We start from the raw sequence: 22,689 nt of genomic DNA, 5'->3' as shown, positions 1-22,689 counted from the left end.
ATCAGCCAGATTATGTGCATAGAACCCGATTATTAAGGGCTTAGAGCAATCTAAGCCCTTTTTTAATCGAGGGAATTCTCCTGAATGAACTCTTTCCCACCCAACTGACGCATCTGGCGCAAAATCCACTGTTGGCGGGAAATAACATAACCAGAGGGAGCATTCACCTTGAAACGATGCGGATTAGGCAGCACTGCAGCCAATAAAGCTGCTTCTGAGGCACTCAATTTGCTAGCCGGTTTATTAAAGAAATGGCGAGCTGCCGCTTCTACACCAAAAATACCGTCACCAAACTCAGCAATATTCAGATAAACCGTCAAGATTCGCCGTTTGGTCCATATCAACTCAATACCTGCGGTTAGCCCCACCTCCAACCCTTTACGTACCCAGCTTCGTCCATCCCAAAGGAAGAGATTTTTCGCCGTTTGTTGCGATAGTGTCGATGCACCGCGGATACGATTTTGATTGCGCTGATTATGAGATAAGGCCGACTCAATAGCATCCATATCAAATCCCCAATGGTCTGGGAATTTTTGATCTTCAGCGGCCATCACCGCCAGCGCCATATAAGGGGAGATTTCATCCATTGGCACCCAGTCAGAGTGCGCGACATACGAAAAATCGCCGGTAAACCACGCCCCGAGTTGCCTTTCAAGCATGACCATGGAAAACGGGACTGGCAGAAAAGCAAAAATTAAAATACCGGCCAACCACAGAGCCACAATGCCAAGAGCACACCGTTTTCCCCAATACCAAAGCCAACTTAATCCACGTCTGACAGGTATCATTTGGCTAAATCCAGCACCTTCACCACGAGTTTATCAATGCCTTTTGCGGCTTCAGAAATTGATGTTGCTGTCATGTAAGCGGGTGTGGTAACCACTTTATTTTCAATATCCACAACCACATCATCAGCTGGGCAAATCACATGCTCGCCCCCCATAGTGTCAATTACATCAATGAGATCGGGATCGTTACCAATCGTCAGTCGGATAGGTTTGCCCAATAACTTAGGCAGCATCACCGGAGAAATACACATAAACCCAATTGGTTTACTAGACTTATGCATTGATTGAATTAGCATCATTAAATCTGGATCAATAATACATTCAGAACCCTTAAGCACGAAATCACTGAGGTTCTTTGCAGCACCAAAACCACCAGGAACAATAAGGGCATCCAACTGCTCTGAATTGGCTGAAGAAAGAGGTTTTATTTGCCCACGAGCAATGCGTGCAGACTCCACTAAAACATTCCGCTGCTCGGTTGATTCTTCACCAGTAAAATGATTAATAACATGGAGTTGCGGCTTGTCGGGTGCGAAGAATAAAATATCAACACCTGCGCGATCCAATGCCAGTATTGTTAAGACAGATTCATGTATTTCTGCGCCATCGAAAACACCACATCCACTCAGCACGACACCGACGGTTTTCATCACACCTCTCCTTTTCTCACTCTGTCAATCGCTTAACCTGTTCTAGTGACAAAGACCAATCTCTATCACAAATTTTAATGAATCTTGTAACAAGAGCGCTTACATTTGCTATGTTGTTGCTTGTATGATGTATGGAAGAATCCTTACAACCTGCGAATCCATTCGAAATCGAAATAATACGCAGGTTAACGATTTCCCTGGTGTTGGCGCAGTATTCGCGCACCCCGGCCTCGGTCGGGGTTATTTTTTTTCAGCTTCTGCTGCCCACTCACGCAACACCTGAACATCATTACGCCATTCTGATTTTAATTCATCGACCCAATCTTGCACGTTATCCCACCATGCCGGCAGTGTCGGAGTTTGGATTTGCTGTGCAAGCTGCTGAATATGGCGCAAACCAACGGAACCCGCCGCCCCTTTAATCTTATGTGCCTCTTCAGTAATGCCCTTTTGATCCCGCGCCGTCATATTTGAATCCAATACTGCCAAATAACCTGGCATCATTTGTTCAAACATTTCCAGGCTTTGATGAATCAATTGCGGGCCAACCAAATCGATATATTGTTCCAGCATTGCAGTATCAAGTAACGATTCATGGGTTTGCATCACTTTATATTCCTGTTTTTTAGCGGAGGAAGAGGGCTTCTGATCCCAGAATTGCTTAATCATCGCCGTGAGCGCAGGGACAGATAATGGCTTACTCAGCACGTCATCCATTCCCGCATCTAAATATTCTTTCTTGTCCTTCAGGACGTTAGCGGTCAATGCCACCAATGGCGGCAGTGACTGGTTGTCATAATTGGCCCGAATCTCACGGGCGATATCCAGCCCACTCATATCCGGCAACTGAATATCCAGCAGCACTAAATCAAAATCGTCGGGTTTGAACATTGCTAATGCATCGTGACCATTCATCGCCACTTCAACGCTGTTACCCAGTTTCTCCAGTACAGAGCGCGCGACAATGACGTTCAACTCAATATCTTCCACCAGCAATACGTGAAGAGCTGGCAGTGGCATATCGTCACCAGAAGGTGCGGTTGAGGTCGCTTGTACTGCCGGTGCTTTGATGGTCAGGGTAAAGCATGAACCCGCGCCTTGGGTGCTTTTCACGGTGATATCGCCCCCCATGCTTTGGGCCAAACGTTTAGAAACCGCTAAACCAATGCCCGTCCCCGTGGCAGGGCGGCCGCCATTGCTGTCTTTGACCTGATAATACATGGCGAAAATCTTGTCCTGCTCATCTTCAGGGATCCCCATTCCTGAATCTTCCACCTCAAAAATCAAGCGGTCAGTCGCCTCACGCCGTACCCGTACGACAATTTTGCCTTGCTGGGTAAATTTCACCGCGTTACCAATCAAGTTCCACAAAATCTGGCGTAAACGAGTGCCATCGGTAATGATTTTCTCCGGCAACGGCAGTTGCGGTTCCATAATAAATTTCAGCCCTTTTGGCTGGACCAGCAAGCCAGAAAGGTTTTCCAGATCCGCCATAAAACCTGTAAAATCAATCGGTTGATTATCAAGCTGAACTTTCCGTCGCTCCAGTTTATCCATCTCAATGATATCGTTGAAAATATTTCCTAAGGTGATCGCACTGACATGAATAGTTTTCAGGTATTTTAACTGTTCGCTGTCTAATTCAGTATCTAACAGGATACGGCTCAAGCCCACAATGCCATTAAGCGGCGTACGCAGCTCGTGGCTGATAGTTGAGATGAAAGTGGTCTTATCCCTGCTGGCATTTTCCAACGCGTCTTGATAGCGCTTACGCTCCGTTATATCGCGCCCAAAGCCCATCAAACCATGACGCTTACCGACTCGGTCATAAAACGGTACTTTGCGTAATTCAAAGCAGGCTTTTCGACCATCAGGATAGACCAACCATTGTTCATAAGTCAGGGAGACGTTGTGACGGAAGACTTTTTCGTCCGTTTCCATCACTTTTTCTGCGATATCAGGTGCATAGACGTCTTTAGGTGTCAGACCAACTAATTGCTTCTCACTTTTCCCCGTGAGCAATTCCATGGCCCGATTGCAGCCAGAAAATTCATTGGCTTCATTACGGTAATAAACCAGATCTGGTGAGGCATCCAAAAAAGAGCGCAGTAAAGCAGATTGCTGCCCCAATTCGACCTGCGCCTGTTCACGGTGGCCCATCTCTTCTTTCAATTTGTCGACCACTTGCAAATGGGCTTTTTCTGCTTTCTCGCGTTCAACAATTTCCTGATTGAGTTGGGCAATATTTTCAGTCAGTTGCTTATTTAGCTCTAAATCGCGATGACGCATCACTTCGAGCTTATCAACCAAACGCGACAAGCGCTGACGCGACTCTTCCAATTGCTCAACCACAACCGACAGGAAATACACAGCCCATGGAGTTATCAACAAACCAAAGAAAATAGAGCGGACTAAATCGAGGGTTTCAACAGAACCTCTCAATACAAACGTCACCGCCATCTGAACCACCATGGCCAGCAACACCAGCACAGACGCCAGTAACAATGAAAAGCGAATCAGTCCTAACTTAACCATTAAATCGACGTAGTACTGGGCTAATACCCTGATTTGCTTCATAGCAACCCCTGTCTGTGTTTATCTGATAAATCATACCGTAAAACCGCCAAGAGATAAGATGGCTTACTCAGAAGTGTGGAAAAGATTGCAAATCACGGTGTGAGAGTGGGAAAGAAGTATTTTGTGGCAATGATGAGTCAACAGACGATAGATAAAGCCAATACTATCGCCCCAGTATCAATTCTACAGTTTAGTGCGCTACGCCAAACTCAGAGCATATTGCGCGCCGCCACTGACAATGCGGAAGCTTGTCCCCCATGAACCAGCATATAATTATTCAACTCATTCATACCAGTCCATCGGTTCTCGCACCATAATGGCGCAAGCAACGTTGGCCGACGGGCACTTGCCGAGATGCGGTGATAAACAATCTCGGGGGGGGTATGGCGGATCATTTCACCGGCAGTAACAACATATTCATCCAGCGCCAATTCAGGCAAACGCCCTGCTCGCCATGCTTTCGCCATGGTGCTGCCTTCAACAATATGCAGCGGATGCAGTTTCAAGCCGTCAACCCCGGTAGTGACCACTTTTTCCAGCGTTTCCATACTCTGCGCCCTATCCTCTCCGGGTAGGCCAACAATTAAATGGCAGCATACTTTCAAGCCTCTGGCACGCGCACGCCGTGCCGTTTGCTGATAGCAGGCAAAATCATGACCACGGTTGATACGTTTGAGCGTTTTATCATTCGCCGTCTGTAGCCCCAATTCAAGCCAGACTTCATACCCTTGTTGATGATAACCACTGAGTAAATCCAGCACCGCATCGGGCACACAATCAGGCCGAGTACCGACACACAAACCGACAATATCCGCTTCGGCCAGCGCTTGTTCATACATTGCCGCCAATGCATTTACTTCTGCATAAGTACTGGTATAAGCCTGAAAGTAAGCGAGGTAACGTTTGGCTCGATTGGTTTTTTTGGCTTGCGCCGCGAGCTGCTGGGCAATACTTTGCTGCTGCATTTGTTCATCAGCAAAAGAGGCTACCTGACAAAATGTACAACCACCGCGCCCCAAGGTGCCATCACGATTAGGGCAACTGAACCCACCGTGTAGCGTGAGTTTATGAATTTTTTCGCCATAGCGACGCTGTAAATCCGCACCAAACATATTGACTAATTGCTGCAACTGCATAATCTTATCGCTGCCTGTCAAAAAAGAGCTTCAGCCTACCCGCCAACGATATTGTGTGCGATGACAGAGATCAACTCCCAAGCCTGGGTGCAACTTCGCATAACCATTCACTATAAATGCAAATAAAATCACTTGACCGATGATTAAATTTTCTTATTTCTACCAACCTCTTAGCGCTTCTATTACAATTCAGTGAAAAATAGTTTTAAACACCAGAAAATATAATAAACACAGCATGTAACTCCAACATCCCCGCCAGCACTAGCATGGTGCAGAGATTTGTCGATTGCACTATAGTGAGACAGCTCACACTTTGGTATGCATAGCATGGCGCATCCAACAGCGAAAAAATACCGATAAAATTATATTTTTCATATATATAAAGCTCATTATTACCTTAAAGATAGTTCTTAAGCCTATATTTGACCTGAGTATTCTTTCTCGCTAAGTTGGAGGTCCGCTGGAAGCTTTCTAGACGGGCAAACGTCTAGTCATAATTATGCAGTTATTTAAGACACCCTCTTAAAACAAGTCATATACCACTTGTGAGACCCGTCACGAGAGGTCATTGGCGGAGGGCGGAAAAGCAGATTTGCCGCGAAATATGCGCCTGTCAGCCCACCCGTCACCGTGAATTGTCCCTCGCAGTAGGTTGTGAGAGTCACGCAGAGCCTGGGGAGGTTCACTGATATGTTGTACGATAAATCCCAAGAGAAGGACAATTGCGGTTTTGGTCTCATCGCCCACATAGAAGGCGAACCAAGCCATAAAGTTGTGCGTACCGCGATACACGCACTGGCCCGCATGCAGCACCGTGGAGCAATACTCGCCGATGGTAAAACCGGCGATGGTTGTGGTCTACTTTTACAAAAACCGGATCGCTTTTTCCGGATGGTCGCAGAAGAACGCGGATGGCGTTTGGCCAAAAACTACGCCGTAGGCATGATGTTTCTCAGTCAGGATGAAGAACTCGCCAAGGCAAGCCGCCGCATTGTAGAAGAAGAATTGCAAAACGAAACGCTGTCGATCATTGGCTGGCGTGAAGTGCCGACGAATCCTGACGTTCTTGGTGAAATCGCCCTCTCCTCCCTGCCTCGGATTGAACAAATTTTTGTGAACGCCCCTGCGGGCTGGCGTCCACGTGATATGGAACGCCGCCTATTTGTCGCGCGTCGCCGTATCGAGAAGCGCATTTCAAACGACAAAGATTTCTACGTTTGTAGCTTCTCTAACTTGGTCACGATCTATAAAGGCTTATGTATGCCTGCGGATCTGCCACGCTTTTATCTCGATTTAGCTGACTTGCGCCTTGAATCGGCAATCTGCCTGTTCCACCAGCGCTTCTCAACCAACACCGTGCCACGCTGGCCACTGGCTCAGCCGTTCCGCTATTTGGCACATAACGGTGAAATCAATACCATCGCCGGTAACCGCCAATGGGCGCGTGCACGTGCGTATAAATTCAAAACGCCATTAATCCCCGATTTGCAGGATGCAGCTCCTTTCGTCAATGAGACCGGCTCTGACTCCAGTTCACTGGATAATATGCTCGAGCTGTTCCTCAGCGGCGGTATGGACCTGATTCGTGCCATGCGCTTGTTAGTGCCACCAGCTTGGCAGAACAACCCGGATATGGACACCGACCTGCGAGCCTTCTTTGACTTTAACTCCATGCATATGGAACCATGGGATGGCCCTGCCGGGATCGTAATGTCAGATGGTCGTTATGCTGCCTGTAACCTTGACCGTAATGGCCTGCGCCCCGCGCGCTACGTTATCACCAAAGATAAATTGATCACCTGTGCCTCTGAAGTCGGTATCTGGGATTATCAGCCCGATGAAGTGGTAGAAAAAGGCCGTGTCGGGCCGGGCGAGCTGATGGTGATTGACACCCGCAGTGGCAAGATCCTGCACTCAGCCGAAACTGATAACGATTTGAAAAGCCGCCACCCTTATAAAGAGTGGATGGAGAAGAACGTTAAACGCTTGGTGCCGTTCGAAGATCTGCCGGAGGATCAAGTGGGTAGCCGTCAGCTAGACGACTCTCAGTTGGAAACCTATCAGAAGCAGTTCGGCTACAGTAGTGAAGAACTGGATCAAGTTATCCGTGTCTTGGGTGAAATTGGTCAGGAAGCAACCGGTTCAATGGGTGACGATACCCCGTTTGCCGTGCTCTCCAGTGGTCCGCGTATCATTTACGATTACTTCCGCCAGCAATTTGCGCAGGTGACTAACCCGCCAATCGATCCGCTGCGTGAAGCGCATGTCATGTCACTGGCGACCAGTATTGGCCGTGAAATGAACGTGTTCTGCGAAGCTGAAGGTCAGGCACACCGTCTGAGCTTTAAATCCCCTATTTTGCTGTTCTCCGACTTTCAACAGCTCACCACGCTGGAGGGGGAACATTACCGCGCAGATAGGTTGGATCTGACCTTTGATCCAACTGAAATTGATTTGGAGCACGCGGTGCTGGCCCTGTGTGACGAAGCAGAGCGAAAAGTACGTGATGGTGCCGTAATGTTGGTGCTATCAGACCGCGCTATCGCGCCAAATCGTTTACCGGTTCCTGCGCCAATGGCTGTCGGTGCCGTTCAGACCCGTCTGGTGGAAAAAAATCTGCGTTGCGATGCCAACATTATTGTTGAAACGGCCAGCGCCCGTGACCCGCACCACTTCGCTGTGTTGCTCGGTTTTGGTGCTACCGCCATTTACCCTTATTTAGCTTATGAATCATTGGCTAAATTAGTTGATACCCAAGCGATTGATAAAAAGTATCGCGATGTGATGCTGAATTATCGCAACGGTATCAATAAAGGGCTGTACAAGATCATGTCCAAAATGGGCATCTCAACAGTGGCCTCGTACCGTTGCGCTAAATTGTTTGAAGCCGTTGGTCTGCATCGTGACCTGTCTGATCTCTGTTTCCAAGGGGTCGTCAGCCGTATTGGCGGGGCCAGCTTCAGTGATTTCCAACAGGATTTACAGAACCTGTCCAAACGAGCTTGGCTGAAACGCAAACCACTGGATCAGGGCGGTTTACTAAAATTTGTCCATAACGGTGAATATCACGCGTATAACCCGGATGTGGTCAGCACTTTACAGACTGCGGTTCACAGCGGCGAATACAGTGATTATCAGGCTTATGCCAAGCTAGTTAATGAGCGCCCGGTTGCCACTCTGCGTGACTTGCTGGCGATTAAACCGCAAGGTACACCGATCCCGGTGGATCAGGTGGAACCGGCTGAGTCCTTGTTTACCCGCTTTGATACTGCGGCTATGTCTATCGGCGCATTAAGCCCGGAAGCCCATGAATCCTTGGCTATCGCGATGAACAGCCTCGGTGGATTCTCGAACTCCGGTGAAGGTGGCGAAGACCCCGCGCGTTACGGCACCAATAAAGTCTCTCGCATCAAGCAGGTCGCTTCGGGTCGTTTCGGTGTCACACCGGCATATCTGGTCAATGCCGATGTTATTCAGATCAAAGTCGCGCAAGGGGCAAAACCTGGCGAAGGTGGCCAATTACCGGGTGATAAAGTCACGCCGTATATTGCCAAACTGCGTTACTCCGTGCCGGGCGTGACATTGATTTCCCCACCACCGCACCATGATATTTATTCCATCGAAGATTTGGCGCAGCTCATTTTCGACTTGAAGCAAGTTAATCCGAAGGCACTGATTTCGGTGAAACTGGTTTCTGAACCGGGTGTCGGCACCATTGCCACTGGTGTCGCGAAAGCTTACGCTGACTTGATTACCATTGCCGGTTACGACGGCGGTACTGGCGCCAGCCCACTGTCTTCCGTGAAATATGCCGGTTGTCCGTGGGAGCTGGGGCTGGTTGAAACTCAGCAAGCTTTGGTTGCCAACGGTCTGCGCCATAAAATCCGCTTGCAAGTGGATGGTGGCCTGAAAACGGGCGTCGATATTGTTAAAGCCGCTATTCTGGGCGCTGAAAGCTTCGGTTTTGGTACTGGTCCTATGGTGGCGCTCGGTTGTAAATACCTACGTATTTGCCACCTGAATAACTGCGCAACCGGTGTGGCAACTCAGGATGAAAAGCTGCGTCGCGACCATTATCACGGTCTACCTGAACGCGTGGTGAACTACTTCCAGTTCATCGCCCGTGAAACCCGTGAAATTATGGCCGAGTTGGGCGTTAGCCAATTGGTTGATTTGATTGGCCGTACTGACATGCTGATTGAGCTAGACGGTATCTCAGCCAAACAAAACAAACTGGACTTGTCGCCAATGCTGAAAACAGCCACGCCGCATCCGGGTAAAGCGCTGTATTGCACCGAAAGCAACCCTCCGTTTGATAAAGGTTTATTGAACAAAGAGTTACTGACACAAGCCGAACCCCATATTGAAGCAAAACACAGCAAGACGTTTTACTTCGATATCCGCAACACTGACCGTTCAGTAGGGGCAGCGTTGTCCGGTGCCATCGCCACTAAACATGGTGACCAAGGCTTGGCTACCGATCCTATCAAAGCTTACTTCTCCGGTACTGCCGGTCAGAGCTTCGGGGTTTGGAATGCCGGTGGTGTAGAGCTGACGCTGACGGGCGATGCCAATGACTATGTTGGTAAAGGTATGGCCGGTGGCCGCATTGCAGTGCGCCCTCCTGTGGGGTCTAACTTCCGCAGCCACGAAGCCAGCATTGTCGGTAACACCTGCCTGTATGGTGCAACTGGCGGCAAATTATTCGCCGCAGGCCGTGCTGGTGAACGTTTCGCAGTACGTAACTCCGGTGCTATCACGGTAGTTGAAGGTATCGGCGATAACGGTTGTGAATATATGACTGGCGGGATTGTTTGCGTGCTGGGTCGCACTGGGATTAACTTCGGTGCTGGCATGACGGGTGGTTTTGCTTACGTCCTTGATGAAGATGGTGAATTCCGTAAACGTGTTAACCCTGAGCTGGTAGAAGTCTTGGATGTCGATCAACTGGCTATCCATGAAGAGCATCTGCGTGGGCTTATCACTGAACATGTTCAGTTGACAGGTTCTAGCCGTGGCGAAGAAATTCTGGCTAACTGGCCAGAGTGGGTGACCAAGTTTGCTTTGGTTAAACCGAAATCCAGCGATGTGAAAGCACTGTTGGGCCACCGTAGCCGTTCCGCAGCAGAGCTGCGGGTTCAAGCGCAGTAAGGGGTTGAAATGAGTCAGAATGTTTATCAGTTTATCGACCTACAGCGCGTAGATCCGCCGAAAAAGCCGCTGAAGATCCGTAAAATTGAGTTTGTTGAAATTTACGAGCCTTTCTCAGAAACACAGGCGAAAGCACAGGCAGACCGCTGCCTGTCTTGCGGTAACCCTTACTGTGAATGGAAATGCCCGGTACATAACTACATCCCTAACTGGCTGAAACTGGCCAATGAAGGGCGGATTATGGAAGCAGCCGATCTGGCTCACCAGACCAATAGCTTACCGGAAGTGTGTGGCCGCGTGTGCCCGCAAGACCGTCTGTGTGAAGGATCTTGTACCCTGAACGACGAGTTCGGGGCGGTCACCATCGGTAACATTGAGCGCTATATCAGTGACAAAGCCATCGAGATGGGCTGGAAACCTGATATGTCTCATGTTCACCCAACCGGTAAACGTGTTGCGGTCATTGGTGCTGGACCAGCGGGGTTGGCTTGTGCCGACGTCTTAGCCCGTAATGGTGTACAAGCCGTAGTCTTTGACCGCCATCCAGAAATTGGTGGCTTACTGACCTTCGGTATTCCAGCCTTTAAGCTGGAAAAAGAGGTGATGATTAAGCGCCGCAAAATCTTCTCTGAGATGGGCATTGAGTTTCAACTCAATACTGAAATTGGCAAAGACATCCAAATGGATGCGCTGCTCAAAGAGTATGACGCCGTGTTCCTTGGTGTCGGGACTTACCAATCAATGCGCGGTGGGCTGGAAAACGAAGATGCATCCGGCGTGTACGATGCCTTGCCGTTCCTGATCGCTAATACCAAACAGTTGATGGGCTATGAAGCCGCAGCTCACGAGCCTTATATCAGCATGCAAGGCAAACGCGTTGTGGTGCTTGGCGGTGGCGATACGGCAATGGACTGTGTGCGTTCCTCTATCCGTCAGGGGGCAACAGATGTCGTCTGTGCTTACCGTCGTGACGAGGCCAACATGCCAGGCTCTAAACGGGAAGTGAAAAACGCCCGTGAGGAAGGGGTCGAATTTAAATTCAATCTGCAACCCTTGAGCATCGAAGTTAACAGTAACGGTAAAGTTTGTGGTGTGAAGATGGTTCGTACCCAACTGGGTGCGCCTGATGCACAGGGCCGTAGCATAGCAGAGCAGATCCCAGGCTCAGAACATGTTCTGCCAGCAGATGCCGTGGTTATGGCATTTGGTTTCCGTCCGCACAGCATGGAATGGTTAGCAACTCACGATGTCGCGTTGGATAAGCAAGGTCGCGTGGTTGCACCAGAGCGTACAGATAATGCGTTCCAGACCAGTAATCCAAAAATCTTTGCTGGTGGTGATATTGTCCGTGGCTCTGATTTAGTGGTCACAGCCATCGCTGAAGGCCGTAAAGCCGCAGAAGGTATCATGAATTATCTGGAAGTCTAAAAACCAGAAATGGGAAGGGACTCCACATTACTCAGGGCTGGTTATCCAGCCCTTTTTTATTGCTTCTTTTTCGCCTATCTACGCCCACTCAAAATTTTGTAACAATCTCAATCTGCCTTATTTGCAGCATTTTATACGTGAAGCGCTATAGTAAAGCCCGAGTTCATCTTTACTTATGTTTTTTGGGCCAACTCACATGGCTCCACACAGCGATTTTCTTGCACGTTTATTACGCCTTGTTTTAAAGAAAGGATCATCTGATATGAAATCTCACTTACTTTTCATTGCTGGCGGCTTGCTGGCGATAAGTGGCAGTACATTTGCTATGTCTCTTAACTATCAAGAAGTTGGCTATAACATTGAAGCACGTGGCGCGCGCGCAGTCGTCGCAGAGCTGGCTCGAGCTGGGCAACTGCCCGCAGTAGAGAATAATATTAAACTCGGTGATGATAACTGGATTGCTATGGCCCCTAAGCTGGCTGATGGTGGAAATGCGAGTTTCACTGCAGGCATAAAGTCCGCACTCTCTTCCGCGCTAATTTATAACCCTGCCGCAGTACTCAAAGCAGTGAGTGACAGTAAAACACTGACGTTATCAGAAATTTGCACGCCCCCCGCCGATGCCAAAGACAGCGCGGCCAAAGCCAGTTTCCAACAACGCGCGACGCATACCCTATCGACTATCAGAAATAGCGACATGATGAACCAGCGTGATAGCTGTCTGGCAGAATTGAAAAAGATTGGTTGATATGGTGAATTAGCTAGAAATGATAAGGGCGGTCAATGCCGCCCTTTGGATATGTACTTTTTTGTCAGAAAAACAGGTCGTTACTTAACAACCCGTAATGCTGGACGACCACCACTGCGCGGCGGCTGCGGTGGCTCGTCATCAGGTGAATGCCCCTCACCCTCAGGTGCCTGAGTGTCATCCGTTACCAGTGTCAGGCTCTCAGTCGGCGCAGTCTCGCTATCTTCTTCTTCGATGCCCACAAAATTGCCATCAGCATCAGAATCGTAAGCTTCTTCAGGCTCAAACATAGTGCCTGAACCATTTTCACGCGCATAGATTGCCATCACCGCCCCCATAGGCACGGTAACCTGACGGGGAACACCACCGAAACGGGCATTGAAGCTGACGCCATCATTGCCCAATTCCAGATTACCTACAGCGCGCGGTGCCACATTCAAGACAATCTGCCCATCACGAGCAAACTCCATCGGCACCGAAACACCTGGCCGGGTAACATCCACAACCAGATGCGGAGTCAGTTGATTATCAATCAACCACTCATAAAATGCGCGCAACAGGTAAGGGCGGCGCGGAGACATATCAGACATCTCCATAACAATTAACCCCGAGTGCTCAGGTGCATTTCGCGTTCAGCTTCGGTCAGAGAAGCCAAAAATGCATCGCGCTCAAACACACGAGTCATATAGCCTTTCAGCTCTTTAGAACCCGCGCCAGTGAACTCAATGCCCAGTACTGGCAAACGCCACAACAACGGAGCCAGATAGCAATCAACCAGGCTAAACTCTTCGCTCATAAAGAAAGGCATTTCATTAAATACCGGCGCGATAGACAGCAGTTCTTCACGTAACTGCTTACGGGCAGCATCAGCTTCCTGCGCGTTGCCTTTCTCGATTTTGTTTAGCAAGGAGTACCAGTCCTGCTCAATGCGGTTCATCATCAAACGGCTGCTACCACGTGCAACAGGGTATACCGGCATCAATGGCGGATGTGGGAAACGCTCATCCAAATATTCCATGATGATGCGGGATTCATACAGAGTCAGCTCGCGATCAACCAAAGTAGGGACGGTACGGTAGGGATTGAGGTCAATCAGGTCCTGCGGCAGATTATCAGCTTCAACCTGCTCAATCTCAACACTGACACCTTTTTCCGCCAGTACGATACGTACTTGATGGCTAAAAATGTCGGTCGGGCCGGAAAACAGCGTCATTACCGAACGTTTGTTGGCAGCGACAGCCATGAAAACCTCCAAGTTTATCTAGAAAACAATGCGAATAGCCCACGGTTACGTTGCTATCCTGAGTCGTTTTACCGCCGGTTCGCAATCAAGGCAGCTGCTGCCGTAAATAAGCCTTGGTCGAGAAAATAATTCAGCCAGGGAGATACACGGACGCCAACAGTTCGCCGAACAGGCACAAAAGTGGGTGATAGTTTACCAGATTTTGCATGTTTTGTGGGGACGGAGCAGCGATTTCATAAACAATTGTCTATCAGACAACAGTTTAGCGGTAAAAAAATAATGTATAAAACAGTGAAAGGGTATTTTTTAGGCATAAAAAAACCCGGTGAGACACCGGGTTTTTACCATTAATCTGCTGCCATAAAGGCAAAAAATTAACGTTTGGAGAACTGTGGACGACGACGTGCTTTACGCAGACCCACTTTCTTACGCTCAACTTCACGCGCATCACGCGTTACGAAGCCAGCTTTACGCAGTTCACCACGCAGAGACTCGTCATATTCCATCAGTGCACGGGTGATACCGTGACGGATAGCGCCAGCCTGACCTGAAATACCACCACCTTTAACAGTGATGTACATGTCAAACTTGGTAACCATGTCTACCAGTTCCAACGGTTGGTTAACTACCATGCGGGCAGTTTCACGACCGAAGTAAACTTCGAGGCTACGTTGGTTAATAACGATTTTACCGCTACCCGGCTTAAGAAAAACGCGTGCAGCAGAACTTTTGCGGCGACCAGTGCCGTAGTATTGATTTTCAGCCATTGCCATAATCCCGATTAAATGTCCAGAACTTGCGGTTGCTGCGCCGCATGATTGTGCTCAGTACCTGCGTAAACTTTAAGTTTACGATACATTGCACGGCCCAGCGGACCCTTCGGCAGCATGCCTTTAACCGCGATTTCAATCACACGCTCAGGACTGCGGGCAATCATCTCTTCAAAGGTCGCTTGTTTGATACCACCGATGTGACCGGTGTGACGGTAATAAATCTTGTCTGTACGCTTGTTACCGGTGACGGCAACTTTTTCTGCGTTCAGAACGATGATGTAATCACCAGTATCAACGTGCGGGGTGTATTCCGCTTTATGCTTGCCGCGTAGGCGACTAGCCAGTTCAGTAGCGAGGCGACCAAGGGTCTTACCATTCGCGTCAACAACATACCAGTCGCGTTTTACAGTTTCTGGTTTAGCTGTGAAAGTTTTCATTATAAAAGCTTACCCAATTAATAAGTTACACGTTGGTGAACACCCAAACGTTCAAAAACAGTTGAGGCTCACACGACCATCAGTCCAGCAAACCTACCCCTTCGAATAGCCAATGCTGGCACTATCAAAGTTTTTGGGAAAAAAAAACTTTGTTGTAACGTGGGGTCGCAAGATTATAGAGAAGTCGACGTTAAAGATCGAACTGTTTTTGACGTGAAAGGTATAAATTAAACATGTTAAGTCAGGGCGAAGGATGATCGCCCACGACAGAATAGCATTTTAGCAGGTAAAAAGTGAATAACAGGCGTGCAGATATCCTTACGGCAGATGCGGTAAAGAGAGATATTCTTCACTCTGCATCTCTTGTAGCCGCGATAAACAGCGCTGATATTCAAACTTAAGGCGCTCACCGCAATAAATCTCGAACATCGATGCTTCTGCGGCAATAATCAATTTTACCCGCCGCTCATAAAACTCATCGACTAGCGCCAGAAAACGCCGAGCTGTATTCTCATCCTTAGTCTCCATCCGATGAACATTATGCAGTAATACCGTGTGATAGAGCTTGGAGAGCGCAATATAATCCAGTTGGCTGCGTGCCTCTTCGCACAACGTGTGGAAATCAACCGCCAGAACGCCCTGTGCTGAACAAATCGCAGGCAAAGGCCGATGATTGACCTCCAGTACAGGAGCCTGTTCACCTTCTTTACCAGCCAGTTTGACGAAGATCTCCTCCATCGTTTGCCCCGTTTGCGCATTCAATGGTGTCAGATAGAGATTTGCCTGAGTCAGGGTTCGCAAGCGGTAGTCAATCCCGGCATCAACATTCATCACATCACAATATTGCTTAATAAGTGCAATGGCGGGCAGGAAGCGAGCGCGCTGTAAACCGTTGTGATACAAATCATCCGGTGGAATATTGGACGTGGCAACCAATGTGATGCCGCGCGCAAATAATGCATCCAATAGCGTTGCCAACAACATGGCGTCAGTGATGTCCGAAACAAAGAATTCATCAAAACACAACACATCTGTCTGCGCTTTAAATCCATCAGCAATGATTTCTAATGGATCTTCATGGCCTTGCAATGTAGTTAGCTCTTGATGTACTCGCAGCATAAAACGGTGAAAATGCAGGCGAAGTTTACGTTCGCCAGGCAAACTGTGGAAAAACATATCCATCAGCCAGGTTTTACCCCGCCCAACACCACCCCACATATAAAGGCCCTGAATTGGGCGTATGGATGCCTGTGCCGCGGTACGCCCCAGTAAACGGCCCAAATGCCCGCGCAAGCCAGCACGAGCTGGCGGAGTATTTTGGCGTTGATTCAGTTCCTGATAAATCGTGTCCAGCCGTGCTACGGTACGCCGCTGCACATCATCAGGTTGGTAATCGCCGGCATCAAGTGCCTGCTGGTAAAGTGCTATAGGTGAACTCGGTCGCATGTTTATCAACAATCCCTGATAAAATAGTTATCTACTTTTTACGGTACTTTCTTGCTGATTTATAGGCTAATCGCAGCATTTACCGACTCTGCCTGTGCGGAAAAAGCCTGATAACCATAGGCAAAGTTGTATCAGGATTCCACTCAGACAAGGTTAACGGTTATAGTGGGTATTATTAAGTGAAAAGTCCTGCTGAACAATGAAGTCAAAAAAGGAGTCATCATGACCTGGGAGTATGCGCTTATTGGGTTGGTTGTTGGTATCGTGATTGGCGCGGTCGCTATGCGCTTTGGCAACCGCAAATTGCGTCAGCAGCAAGTGCTGCAAAACGAGCTGGAGAAGAGCAAAACAGATTTGGAAGAGTACCGCCAGGAACTTGTTGGGCATTTTGCCCGCAGTGCCGAGCTGCTTGATAACATGGCTCGCGATTATCGCCAGCTCTATCAGCATATGGCGAAAAGCTCCAACAACTTATTACCGGACTTACCGTTGCAGGATAATCCGTTCCGTTACCGTCTGACAGAATCTGAAGCGGATAATGATCAAGCACCGGTTAAAATGCCACCTCGCGATTATTCTGAAGGCGCATCAGGTTTGTTACGCCCAGAACATCAGACACGCGACTAAGCACAGACCTATGATGCTGACTACGGTAGAGCCTCCTGCTCTATCGTGTTCAGCACATTTACACTTCTATACTTACCTCTCCTTGAATTGCTTAACTGCGGCCCTTATATCAAGCGATATCTTAGGATGCTTATTTTTAGAACAGCAGTAGCCTTTTGAAATAAGTGAATTTTTTAGCTAACTCAGAGTCTGAATTTACACCGGGCCTGTAACAGCCATCCACCCTATTCATTCACCGTTAGGTATTGAGAGAGTTTAAATCAATGAAGAAAAAGTCATTATTTCTTAGTGCGCTGGCCATGAGTGTCGGCTTAGGTCTCGCTTCTGTTCCTATGGTGAACGCAGCAGCACTCCCAGCAGCCGTGGCAGGGCAATCAGTTCCGAGCCTAGCACCCATGCTGGAAAAAGTATTGCCCGCCGTCGTTAGCGTTCACGTCTCTGGTACGCAGGCACAACAGCAACGTTTGCCGGAAGAGTTTAAGTTCTTCTTCGGCCCGAATGCGCCAACAGGCAAAGAGAGCAATCGTCCATTCGAAGGCTTGGGTTCTGGCGTTATCATTAACGCTGAAAAAGGCTATGTGCTAACAAATAACCATGTGATTAATAACGCAGATAAAATACGTGTCCAGCTCAATGATGGTCGTGAATATGATGCCAAGTTGCTTGGCCGCGATGAGCAGACCGATATCGCGCTATTGCAACTTACTGATGCCAAAAATCTGACCGCAATCAAAATGGCAGACTCCGATAATCTCCGCGTAGGTGACTTTGCCGTTGCGGTGGGTAACCCATTTGGTCTGGGGCAGACAGCAACTTCAGGTATTATTTCAGCCTTAGGTCGTAGTGGCTTGAATCTGGAAGGATTAGAAAACTTTATTCAGACCGATGCCTCAATTAACCGGGGGAACTCGGGCGGTGCTTTGGTTAACCTGAATGGCGAATTGATCGGAATTAACACCGCGATTCTCGCGCCAGGTGGTGGCAACATTGGTATCGGCTTCGCTATCCCAAGTAACATGGCGCAGAACCTCAGCCAGCAACTGATTGAGTTTGGTGAAGTGAAACGCGGGCTGCTGGGTATTCGTGGCAGCGAAATGACCGCTGATATGGCTAAAGCCTTTAATATTGATGCTCAACGTGGTGCGTTTGTCAGCGAAGTTATGCCAAAATCTGCGGCCTCTAAAGCAGGGATAAAAGCTGGCGATGTGTTAGTTTCCGTTGATGGTAAACCCATTAGCAGCTTTGCGGAGTTGCGCGCGAAAGTTGGGACTACCGGGCCGGGCAAAGCCATTAAAGTTGGCTTGCTGCGTGACGGTAAACCACTTGAAGTTACCGTCACACTGGAAAACAGCAGCCCAACGTCAACCAGCGCGGACACCTTATCTCCATCATTGCAAGGCGCATCTCTGAGCAATGGTGAAATCAAAGGTGGCAGCAAAGGGGTCAAAGTTGAGAGCGTGACAAAAGGTTCACCTGCGGCGCAGTCTGGCTTGCAGAAAGATGATGTGATTATTGCCGTCAACCGTGAGCGAGTCCAGGATATCGCCCAGTTGCGCAAAGCTATCGAAGCTAAGCCGGCTGTCATTGCGCTGAATATTGTGCGTGGTGAAGAGAATATTTACCTGTTAATACGCTAATTTGCAGAAAAATCGGACACAGCACAATGCTGTGTCCGCCAAACTCATGCTATCCTCGCGCTATCTATTCATTCATGTCTTGAACTTCATGTTTCTTAAGCTATTGCGTTCTATTATTTTGGGGCTAATTGTTGCTGGCATCTTGCTGGTCGCAATGCCTATGCTCCGTAATCCGGGTCACTTTTTTTCCGGCAGCGCTAGTAGTGCAGATGAAGAGACACCCGCCAGTTATAACCAAGCCGTGCGCCGGGCCGCTCCAGCGGTTGTTAATGTCTATAACCGTAGCCTTAGCCCGACTCAAGATGGGTTAGCCATTCGGACATTGGGCTCTGGCGTTATCATGAGTGATAAAGGTTATATTCTGACGAATAAACACGTTATCAATAACGCCGAACAGATCATTGTGGCATTACAAAATGGTCGAATATCGGAAGCCCTTCTGGTCGGCTCGGATAATCTGACTGATTTAGCGGTGCTGAAAATCGATGCAGTTAACCTCCCCGTCATTCCCATCAATATTAATCGCACCCCCCATATTGGTGATGTGGTGCTGGCCATCGGCAACCCTTATAACCTTGGGCAGACGGTGACTCAGGGGATTATCAGCGCCACCGGGCGTATTGGTTTAAGTGACTCCGGGCGGCAAAACTTTCTCCAGACTGATGCGTCAATCAACCAAGGAAATTCTGGCGGAGCGTTGGTAAATACGTTGGGCGAGTTGATGGGGATTAATACCCTCTCCTTTGACAAAAGCAGTAACGGCGAAACCCCAGAAGGCATTGGTTTTGCTATCCCGACGGCGCTGGCGACTAAAGTGATGGAAAAACTGATTCGTGATGGCCGAGTCATCCGCGGCTATATTGGCATTACCGGTGAGGAATACCCGCCATTCAATGCCAGTGGTAATGGTGGCGATCGGATTCATGGCATCAAAGTGAATAAAATATCCCCTAACGGCCCGGCAGCGAATGCGGATTTACAAGTGGGTGATATTATTCTGAGCGTCAATAACAAACCTGCGACATCCGTGATAGAGACGATGGATCAGGTGGCTGAAATTCGCCCCGGCACCACGATCCCGGTACTGCTATTGCGTAATGGTCAACAAGTTACAGCGCAAATTACCATCACCGAGTTAGACCAGAATGAAGTCCTTGGTCAGCAGCAACCAGCACCATAATCCCAGCCACTGCTCTCGATAACGCGCTCACTACCCCCATAAAAAATGCCAGCCTGAGAATGTCGGCTGGCATTTTTTGCAGTATATTCAGTGAGTAAAGAAATCTTACTCGCCTTTTACGCGCTCAATCTTGGCACCTAAAGCACGCAATTTATCTTCGATACCTTCATAACCACGATCAATATGGTAGATACGGTCAACAATTGTGACCCCGTCAGCGATACAACCCGCTAATACCAAGCTGGCTGAAGCACGCAGATCAGTTGCCATGACCTGAGCACCGGACAGTTGTTCTACACCATAGCAAATTACGGTATTGCTCTCGATTTCTGCATGTGCGCCCATACGAATCAGTTCAGGCACGTGCATAAAACGGTTTTCAAAGATAGTTTCAGTGATAACCCCCGTACCTTCAGCCACTAAATTCAATAAGCTGAATTGCGCCTGCATATCGGTTGGGAAACCAGGGTGTGGTGCAGTACGGAGTGTCACGGCTTTAGGGCGCTGACCGTGCATGTCCAAACTGATCCAGTCTTCGCCAATCTCAATATCAGCACCGGCTTCACGTAACTTAGCCAGTACAGCATCCAGCGTATCTGGGCGAGTCTGACGGCAAACCACTTTACCGCCAGAAATAGCAGCAGCAACCAAGAATGTGCCGGTTTCAATACGATCAGGCAGCACACGATAAACGCCACCACCTAAACGGGCAACACCCTCGATGGTAATCCGGTCAGTGCCAGCACCCGTGATTTTCGCGCCCAATGTATTCAAGAAATTGGCTGTATCGACAATTTCTGGCTCACGAGCGGCGTTCTCAATGACCGTGGTCCCTTCTGCCAAGGTTGCGGCACTCATGATAGTCACGGTCGCGCCAACGCTGACTTTGTCCATCACGATGTGCGCGGCTTTCAGACGACCATTGACGGAAGCTTTAACGTAGCCTTCTTCCAGTTTGATTTCTGCGCCCAGTTGTTCCAAACCGGTGATATGCAAGTCGACTGGACGGGCACCGATAGCGCAACCACCCGGTAGAGACACCTGCCCTTTACCAAAGCGAGCAACCAGTGGCCCCAATGCCCAAATAGAAGCACGCATGGTTTTCACCAAGTCATAAGGTGCACAGAACTCATCCACACCGCTGGCATCAACAAAAACAGAGCCTGAAGCATCACGCTCAATTTTGGTCCCTAATTGGCTAAGTAATTTAATGGTGGTATCAATGTCTTTTAGCTTTGGGACATTTTGCAACTCTACCGGCTCTTCAGCCAACAACGCCGCGAACAATATAGGCAATGCGGCGTTTTTCGCTCCGGAAATAGTGACTTCACCGCTCAGGCGAGTCCGCCCCTGCACACGAAACTTATCCATTGTGACCACTCTCTGTTGTCAAATTCGAATTCACTGCCCGCTTTAGAAACCGCCTAACAGACCGCTAGACAATTTTGGAGCCAACAGCATTAAAAGCCGTTTAGTTTGCGATCCCGCTGCCACTCTTGTGGCGTATAGGCCTTAATGGATAAGGCATGAATACGGTTATCAGCGATATACTCCATCAAAGGCGCATACACAGCTTGCTGTTTTTTCACCCGGCTCATATCGGCAAATAGCTCACCCACAGCAATCACCTGAAAGTGGCTGCCGTCACCAGTAACATGCGCTTCTTGTAATGCTAATGCTTGCATCAGCACGTCTTTAATTTCGTTGGTATCCATAAGATTCATTCTATTTTAAAGGGATAGTAATCAGCTGAACATATTAGTGGAATACGGCTTTCTCTGAAACTAAAGAAAAGCCCCTGTTTTGCTATTACGCACAGGGGCTTGAAAACTTTAGTTTTTTAAAAAACTGTGTTTTTGCTTCAGAGATTGGCGACACCACAGAGGGCCGCCTTAAATTCAATGACTATACGCTAGCCGATTTCATTGAGTTAACCTCTTCCACCGGTATGACTTGCCGAAGGTTGTACAGATCAATCAAGGTTGATAGCCGGTCACTGACACCAGTAATCGCCAATGAAACGCCCTGCTTGCTACGCAATTCACGAAAATGAACAAGCAGCGCCAGACCGGATGAATCGACGCGCTGCAATTGACTGACATCAATACGCGTCTTATCCGCCAACAAGGCTTCACGCTGTTGCCACAACGGTAACAGCGTTTCACGATCTAATTCACCTCGCAGTACCAGCGTTTCTTGCTGCGACTGCCAGCTCAGTGCGTCCGCCATAATATCCATCATTACTGTTTATCTAATGTGATCGGCTGCTTCGCCGCCGCCAGCAGTTGTTGAGTCAAGCCATCAACACCTTTCTGGCGCAGGATGGAAGCCCACTCATTCTGCTTGGTGCTGATCATGCTGACCCCTTCAGCTATCATGTCATAGGCCTGCCAGGCACCTGTTTGGCTATTTTTACGCCATTGAAAATCTAAACGCACTGGTGGGCGGCCATTAGGGTCGAAGATAGTAACGCGAATGGCGACAATATTGGCATCACCCAGCGGTTGATCGGGTGCTACGTCGTAAGTTTGACCGTGATACAACGCCAATGCCTGACCATAGGCTTGCTCCAGATATTGACTGAAGGCATTGAAATACGCTTCGCGCTGCGCTGGTGTGGCACCTTTGTAATAACTTCCCAACACCAGTGCCCCCGCATATTTAATCTGGACAAACGGCAACAATTCTTCACGCACGATGGTGCGCAGATAGTCAGGGTTCTGCTTAATCTTTGGCTGCTCGGTTTTCAGGCGCGTGAAAGTTCTTTGCGCGGCTTCATCCATCAGACGGTATGGGTTAGTTTGATCGACAGCATTTGCCAGCGGAGCAACCACTAACAAGGCGATCATAAGTAAGCGTTTAAACATT

General features: G+C 48.7%; 19 protein-coding genes. 6 read left to right on the top strand and 13 right to left on the bottom strand.

What is annotated here, in order from left to right; genetic code table 11:
• Positions 1-62: 62 nt before the first annotated feature.
• The 4 genes from mtgA to ACIOG0_RS02190 form a co-directional block, all read right to left on the bottom strand.
• Positions 63-788 (bottom strand): monofunctional biosynthetic peptidoglycan transglycosylase, encoded by a 726-nt coding sequence (gene mtgA / locus ACIOG0_RS02205; protein WP_050100665.1) that lies wholly within the window; start codon positions 786-788, stop codon positions 63-65.
• On the bottom strand, positions 785-1,438 hold the full coding sequence (gene elbB / locus ACIOG0_RS02200) for an isoprenoid biosynthesis glyoxalase ElbB (protein WP_050100664.1): 654 nt from the start codon (positions 1,436-1,438) through the stop codon (positions 785-787). The genes mtgA and elbB overlap by 4 nt, the downstream gene beginning before the upstream one ends.
• A gap of 240 nt (positions 1,439-1,678) precedes the next feature.
• A complete protein-coding gene (arcB, locus tag ACIOG0_RS02195; protein ID WP_050296215.1) occupies positions 1,679-4,015 on the bottom strand; it encodes an aerobic respiration two-component sensor histidine kinase ArcB in 2,337 nt (778 codons plus the stop codon).
• A gap of 209 nt (positions 4,016-4,224) precedes the next feature.
• Positions 4,225-5,151 (bottom strand): TIGR01212 family radical SAM protein, encoded by a 927-nt coding sequence (locus tag ACIOG0_RS02190; RefSeq protein WP_050100662.1) that lies wholly within the window; start codon positions 5,149-5,151, stop codon positions 4,225-4,227.
• A gap of 690 nt (positions 5,152-5,841) precedes the next feature.
• On the opposite strand from ACIOG0_RS02190, the gene gltB reads away from it, so the two are divergent.
• The 3 genes from gltB (at position 5,842) to ACIOG0_RS02175 (ending at position 12,478) form a co-directional block, all read left to right on the top strand.
• On the top strand, positions 5,842-10,302 hold the full coding sequence (gltB, locus tag ACIOG0_RS02185; RefSeq protein WP_050140197.1) for a glutamate synthase large subunit: 4,461 nt from the start codon (positions 5,842-5,844) through the stop codon (positions 10,300-10,302).
• A gap of 9 nt (positions 10,303-10,311) precedes the next feature.
• Positions 10,312-11,730 carry a glutamate synthase small subunit gene (locus ACIOG0_RS02180; protein ID WP_050140198.1) on the top strand — a complete coding sequence of 473 codons (1,419 nt, stop codon included), beginning with the start codon at positions 10,312-10,314 and terminating at the stop codon, positions 11,728-11,730.
• A 262-nt stretch (positions 11,731-11,992) separates the two neighbouring features.
• Entirely contained in the window at positions 11,993-12,478 is a 486-nt protein-coding gene (locus ACIOG0_RS02175) for a hypothetical protein (protein ID WP_050100658.1), read from the top strand.
• Positions 12,479-12,558: 80 nt separating this feature from the next.
• Here the strand turns inward: ACIOG0_RS02175 and sspB are convergent, their stop codons facing one another.
• The 5 genes from sspB to zapE form a co-directional block, all read right to left on the bottom strand.
• Entirely contained in the window at positions 12,559-13,074 is a 516-nt protein-coding gene (gene sspB / locus ACIOG0_RS02170) for a ClpXP protease specificity-enhancing factor (RefSeq protein WP_050100657.1), read from the bottom strand.
• Positions 13,075-13,079: 5 nt separating this feature from the next.
• Entirely contained in the window at positions 13,080-13,721 is a 642-nt protein-coding gene (gene sspA, locus ACIOG0_RS02165) for a stringent starvation protein SspA (protein WP_050100656.1), read from the bottom strand.
• Positions 13,722-14,095: 374 nt separating this feature from the next.
• Positions 14,096-14,488, bottom strand: a complete 393-nt coding sequence (gene rpsI, locus ACIOG0_RS02160) for a 30S ribosomal protein S9 (protein WP_005162424.1) — start codon at positions 14,486-14,488, stop codon at positions 14,096-14,098.
• Positions 14,489-14,502: 14 nt separating this feature from the next.
• Positions 14,503-14,931, bottom strand: coding sequence for a 50S ribosomal protein L13 (rplM, locus tag ACIOG0_RS02155; RefSeq protein WP_004710905.1), 429 nt, complete (start codon positions 14,929-14,931; stop codon positions 14,503-14,505).
• Positions 14,932-15,249: 318 nt separating this feature from the next.
• Positions 15,250-16,377: a cell division protein ZapE gene (gene zapE / locus ACIOG0_RS02150; protein WP_128451187.1), complete on the bottom strand. Its 1,128-nt coding sequence runs from the start codon at positions 16,375-16,377 to the stop codon at positions 15,250-15,252.
• Between the two features lie 222 nt (positions 16,378-16,599).
• Here zapE and zapG point away from each other — a divergent pair, with 222 nt between their 5' ends.
• From zapG to degS, 3 genes are all read left to right on the top strand, one after another.
• Positions 16,600-17,004: a Z-ring associated protein ZapG gene (zapG, locus tag ACIOG0_RS02145; RefSeq protein WP_004714934.1), complete on the top strand. Its 405-nt coding sequence runs from the start codon at positions 16,600-16,602 to the stop codon at positions 17,002-17,004.
• A 263-nt stretch (positions 17,005-17,267) separates the two neighbouring features.
• Complete coding sequence (degQ, locus tag ACIOG0_RS02140; protein ID WP_050100653.1) at positions 17,268-18,641, top strand: serine endoprotease DegQ; 1,374 nt, start codon at positions 17,268-17,270, stop codon at positions 18,639-18,641.
• Positions 18,642-18,729: 88 nt separating this feature from the next.
• Positions 18,730-19,821 (top strand): outer membrane-stress sensor serine endopeptidase DegS, encoded by a 1,092-nt coding sequence (degS, locus tag ACIOG0_RS02135; RefSeq protein ID WP_050100652.1) that lies wholly within the window; start codon positions 18,730-18,732, stop codon positions 19,819-19,821.
• 105 nt (positions 19,822-19,926) lie between these two features.
• Here the strand turns inward: degS and murA are convergent, their stop codons facing one another.
• From murA to mlaC, 4 genes are all read right to left on the bottom strand, one after another.
• Positions 19,927-21,192, bottom strand: coding sequence for a UDP-N-acetylglucosamine 1-carboxyvinyltransferase (gene murA / locus ACIOG0_RS02130; protein ID WP_050100651.1), 1,266 nt, complete (start codon positions 21,190-21,192; stop codon positions 19,927-19,929).
• An 89-nt stretch (positions 21,193-21,281) separates the two neighbouring features.
• Positions 21,282-21,536, bottom strand: a complete 255-nt coding sequence (gene ibaG / locus ACIOG0_RS02125; RefSeq protein ID WP_004710915.1) for a BolA family iron metabolism protein IbaG — start codon at positions 21,534-21,536, stop codon at positions 21,282-21,284.
• 190 nt (positions 21,537-21,726) lie between these two features.
• Positions 21,727-22,050, bottom strand: a complete 324-nt coding sequence (gene mlaB / locus ACIOG0_RS02120) for a lipid asymmetry maintenance protein MlaB (protein WP_050100761.1) — start codon at positions 22,048-22,050, stop codon at positions 21,727-21,729.
• Between the two features lie 11 nt (positions 22,051-22,061).
• Entirely contained in the window at positions 22,062-22,688 is a 627-nt protein-coding gene (gene mlaC, locus ACIOG0_RS02115; RefSeq protein WP_050100650.1) for a phospholipid-binding protein MlaC, read from the bottom strand.
• Position 22,689: the final 1 nt, after the last annotated feature.

It is taken from the genome of Yersinia vastinensis, from assembly GCF_044905075.1.
Taxonomy (GTDB): domain Bacteria; phylum Pseudomonadota; class Gammaproteobacteria; order Enterobacterales; family Enterobacteriaceae; genus Yersinia; species Yersinia vastinensis.
Note: the sequence above shows the minus strand (reverse complement) of the source record. Positions and strands in the feature narration are given on the sequence as shown.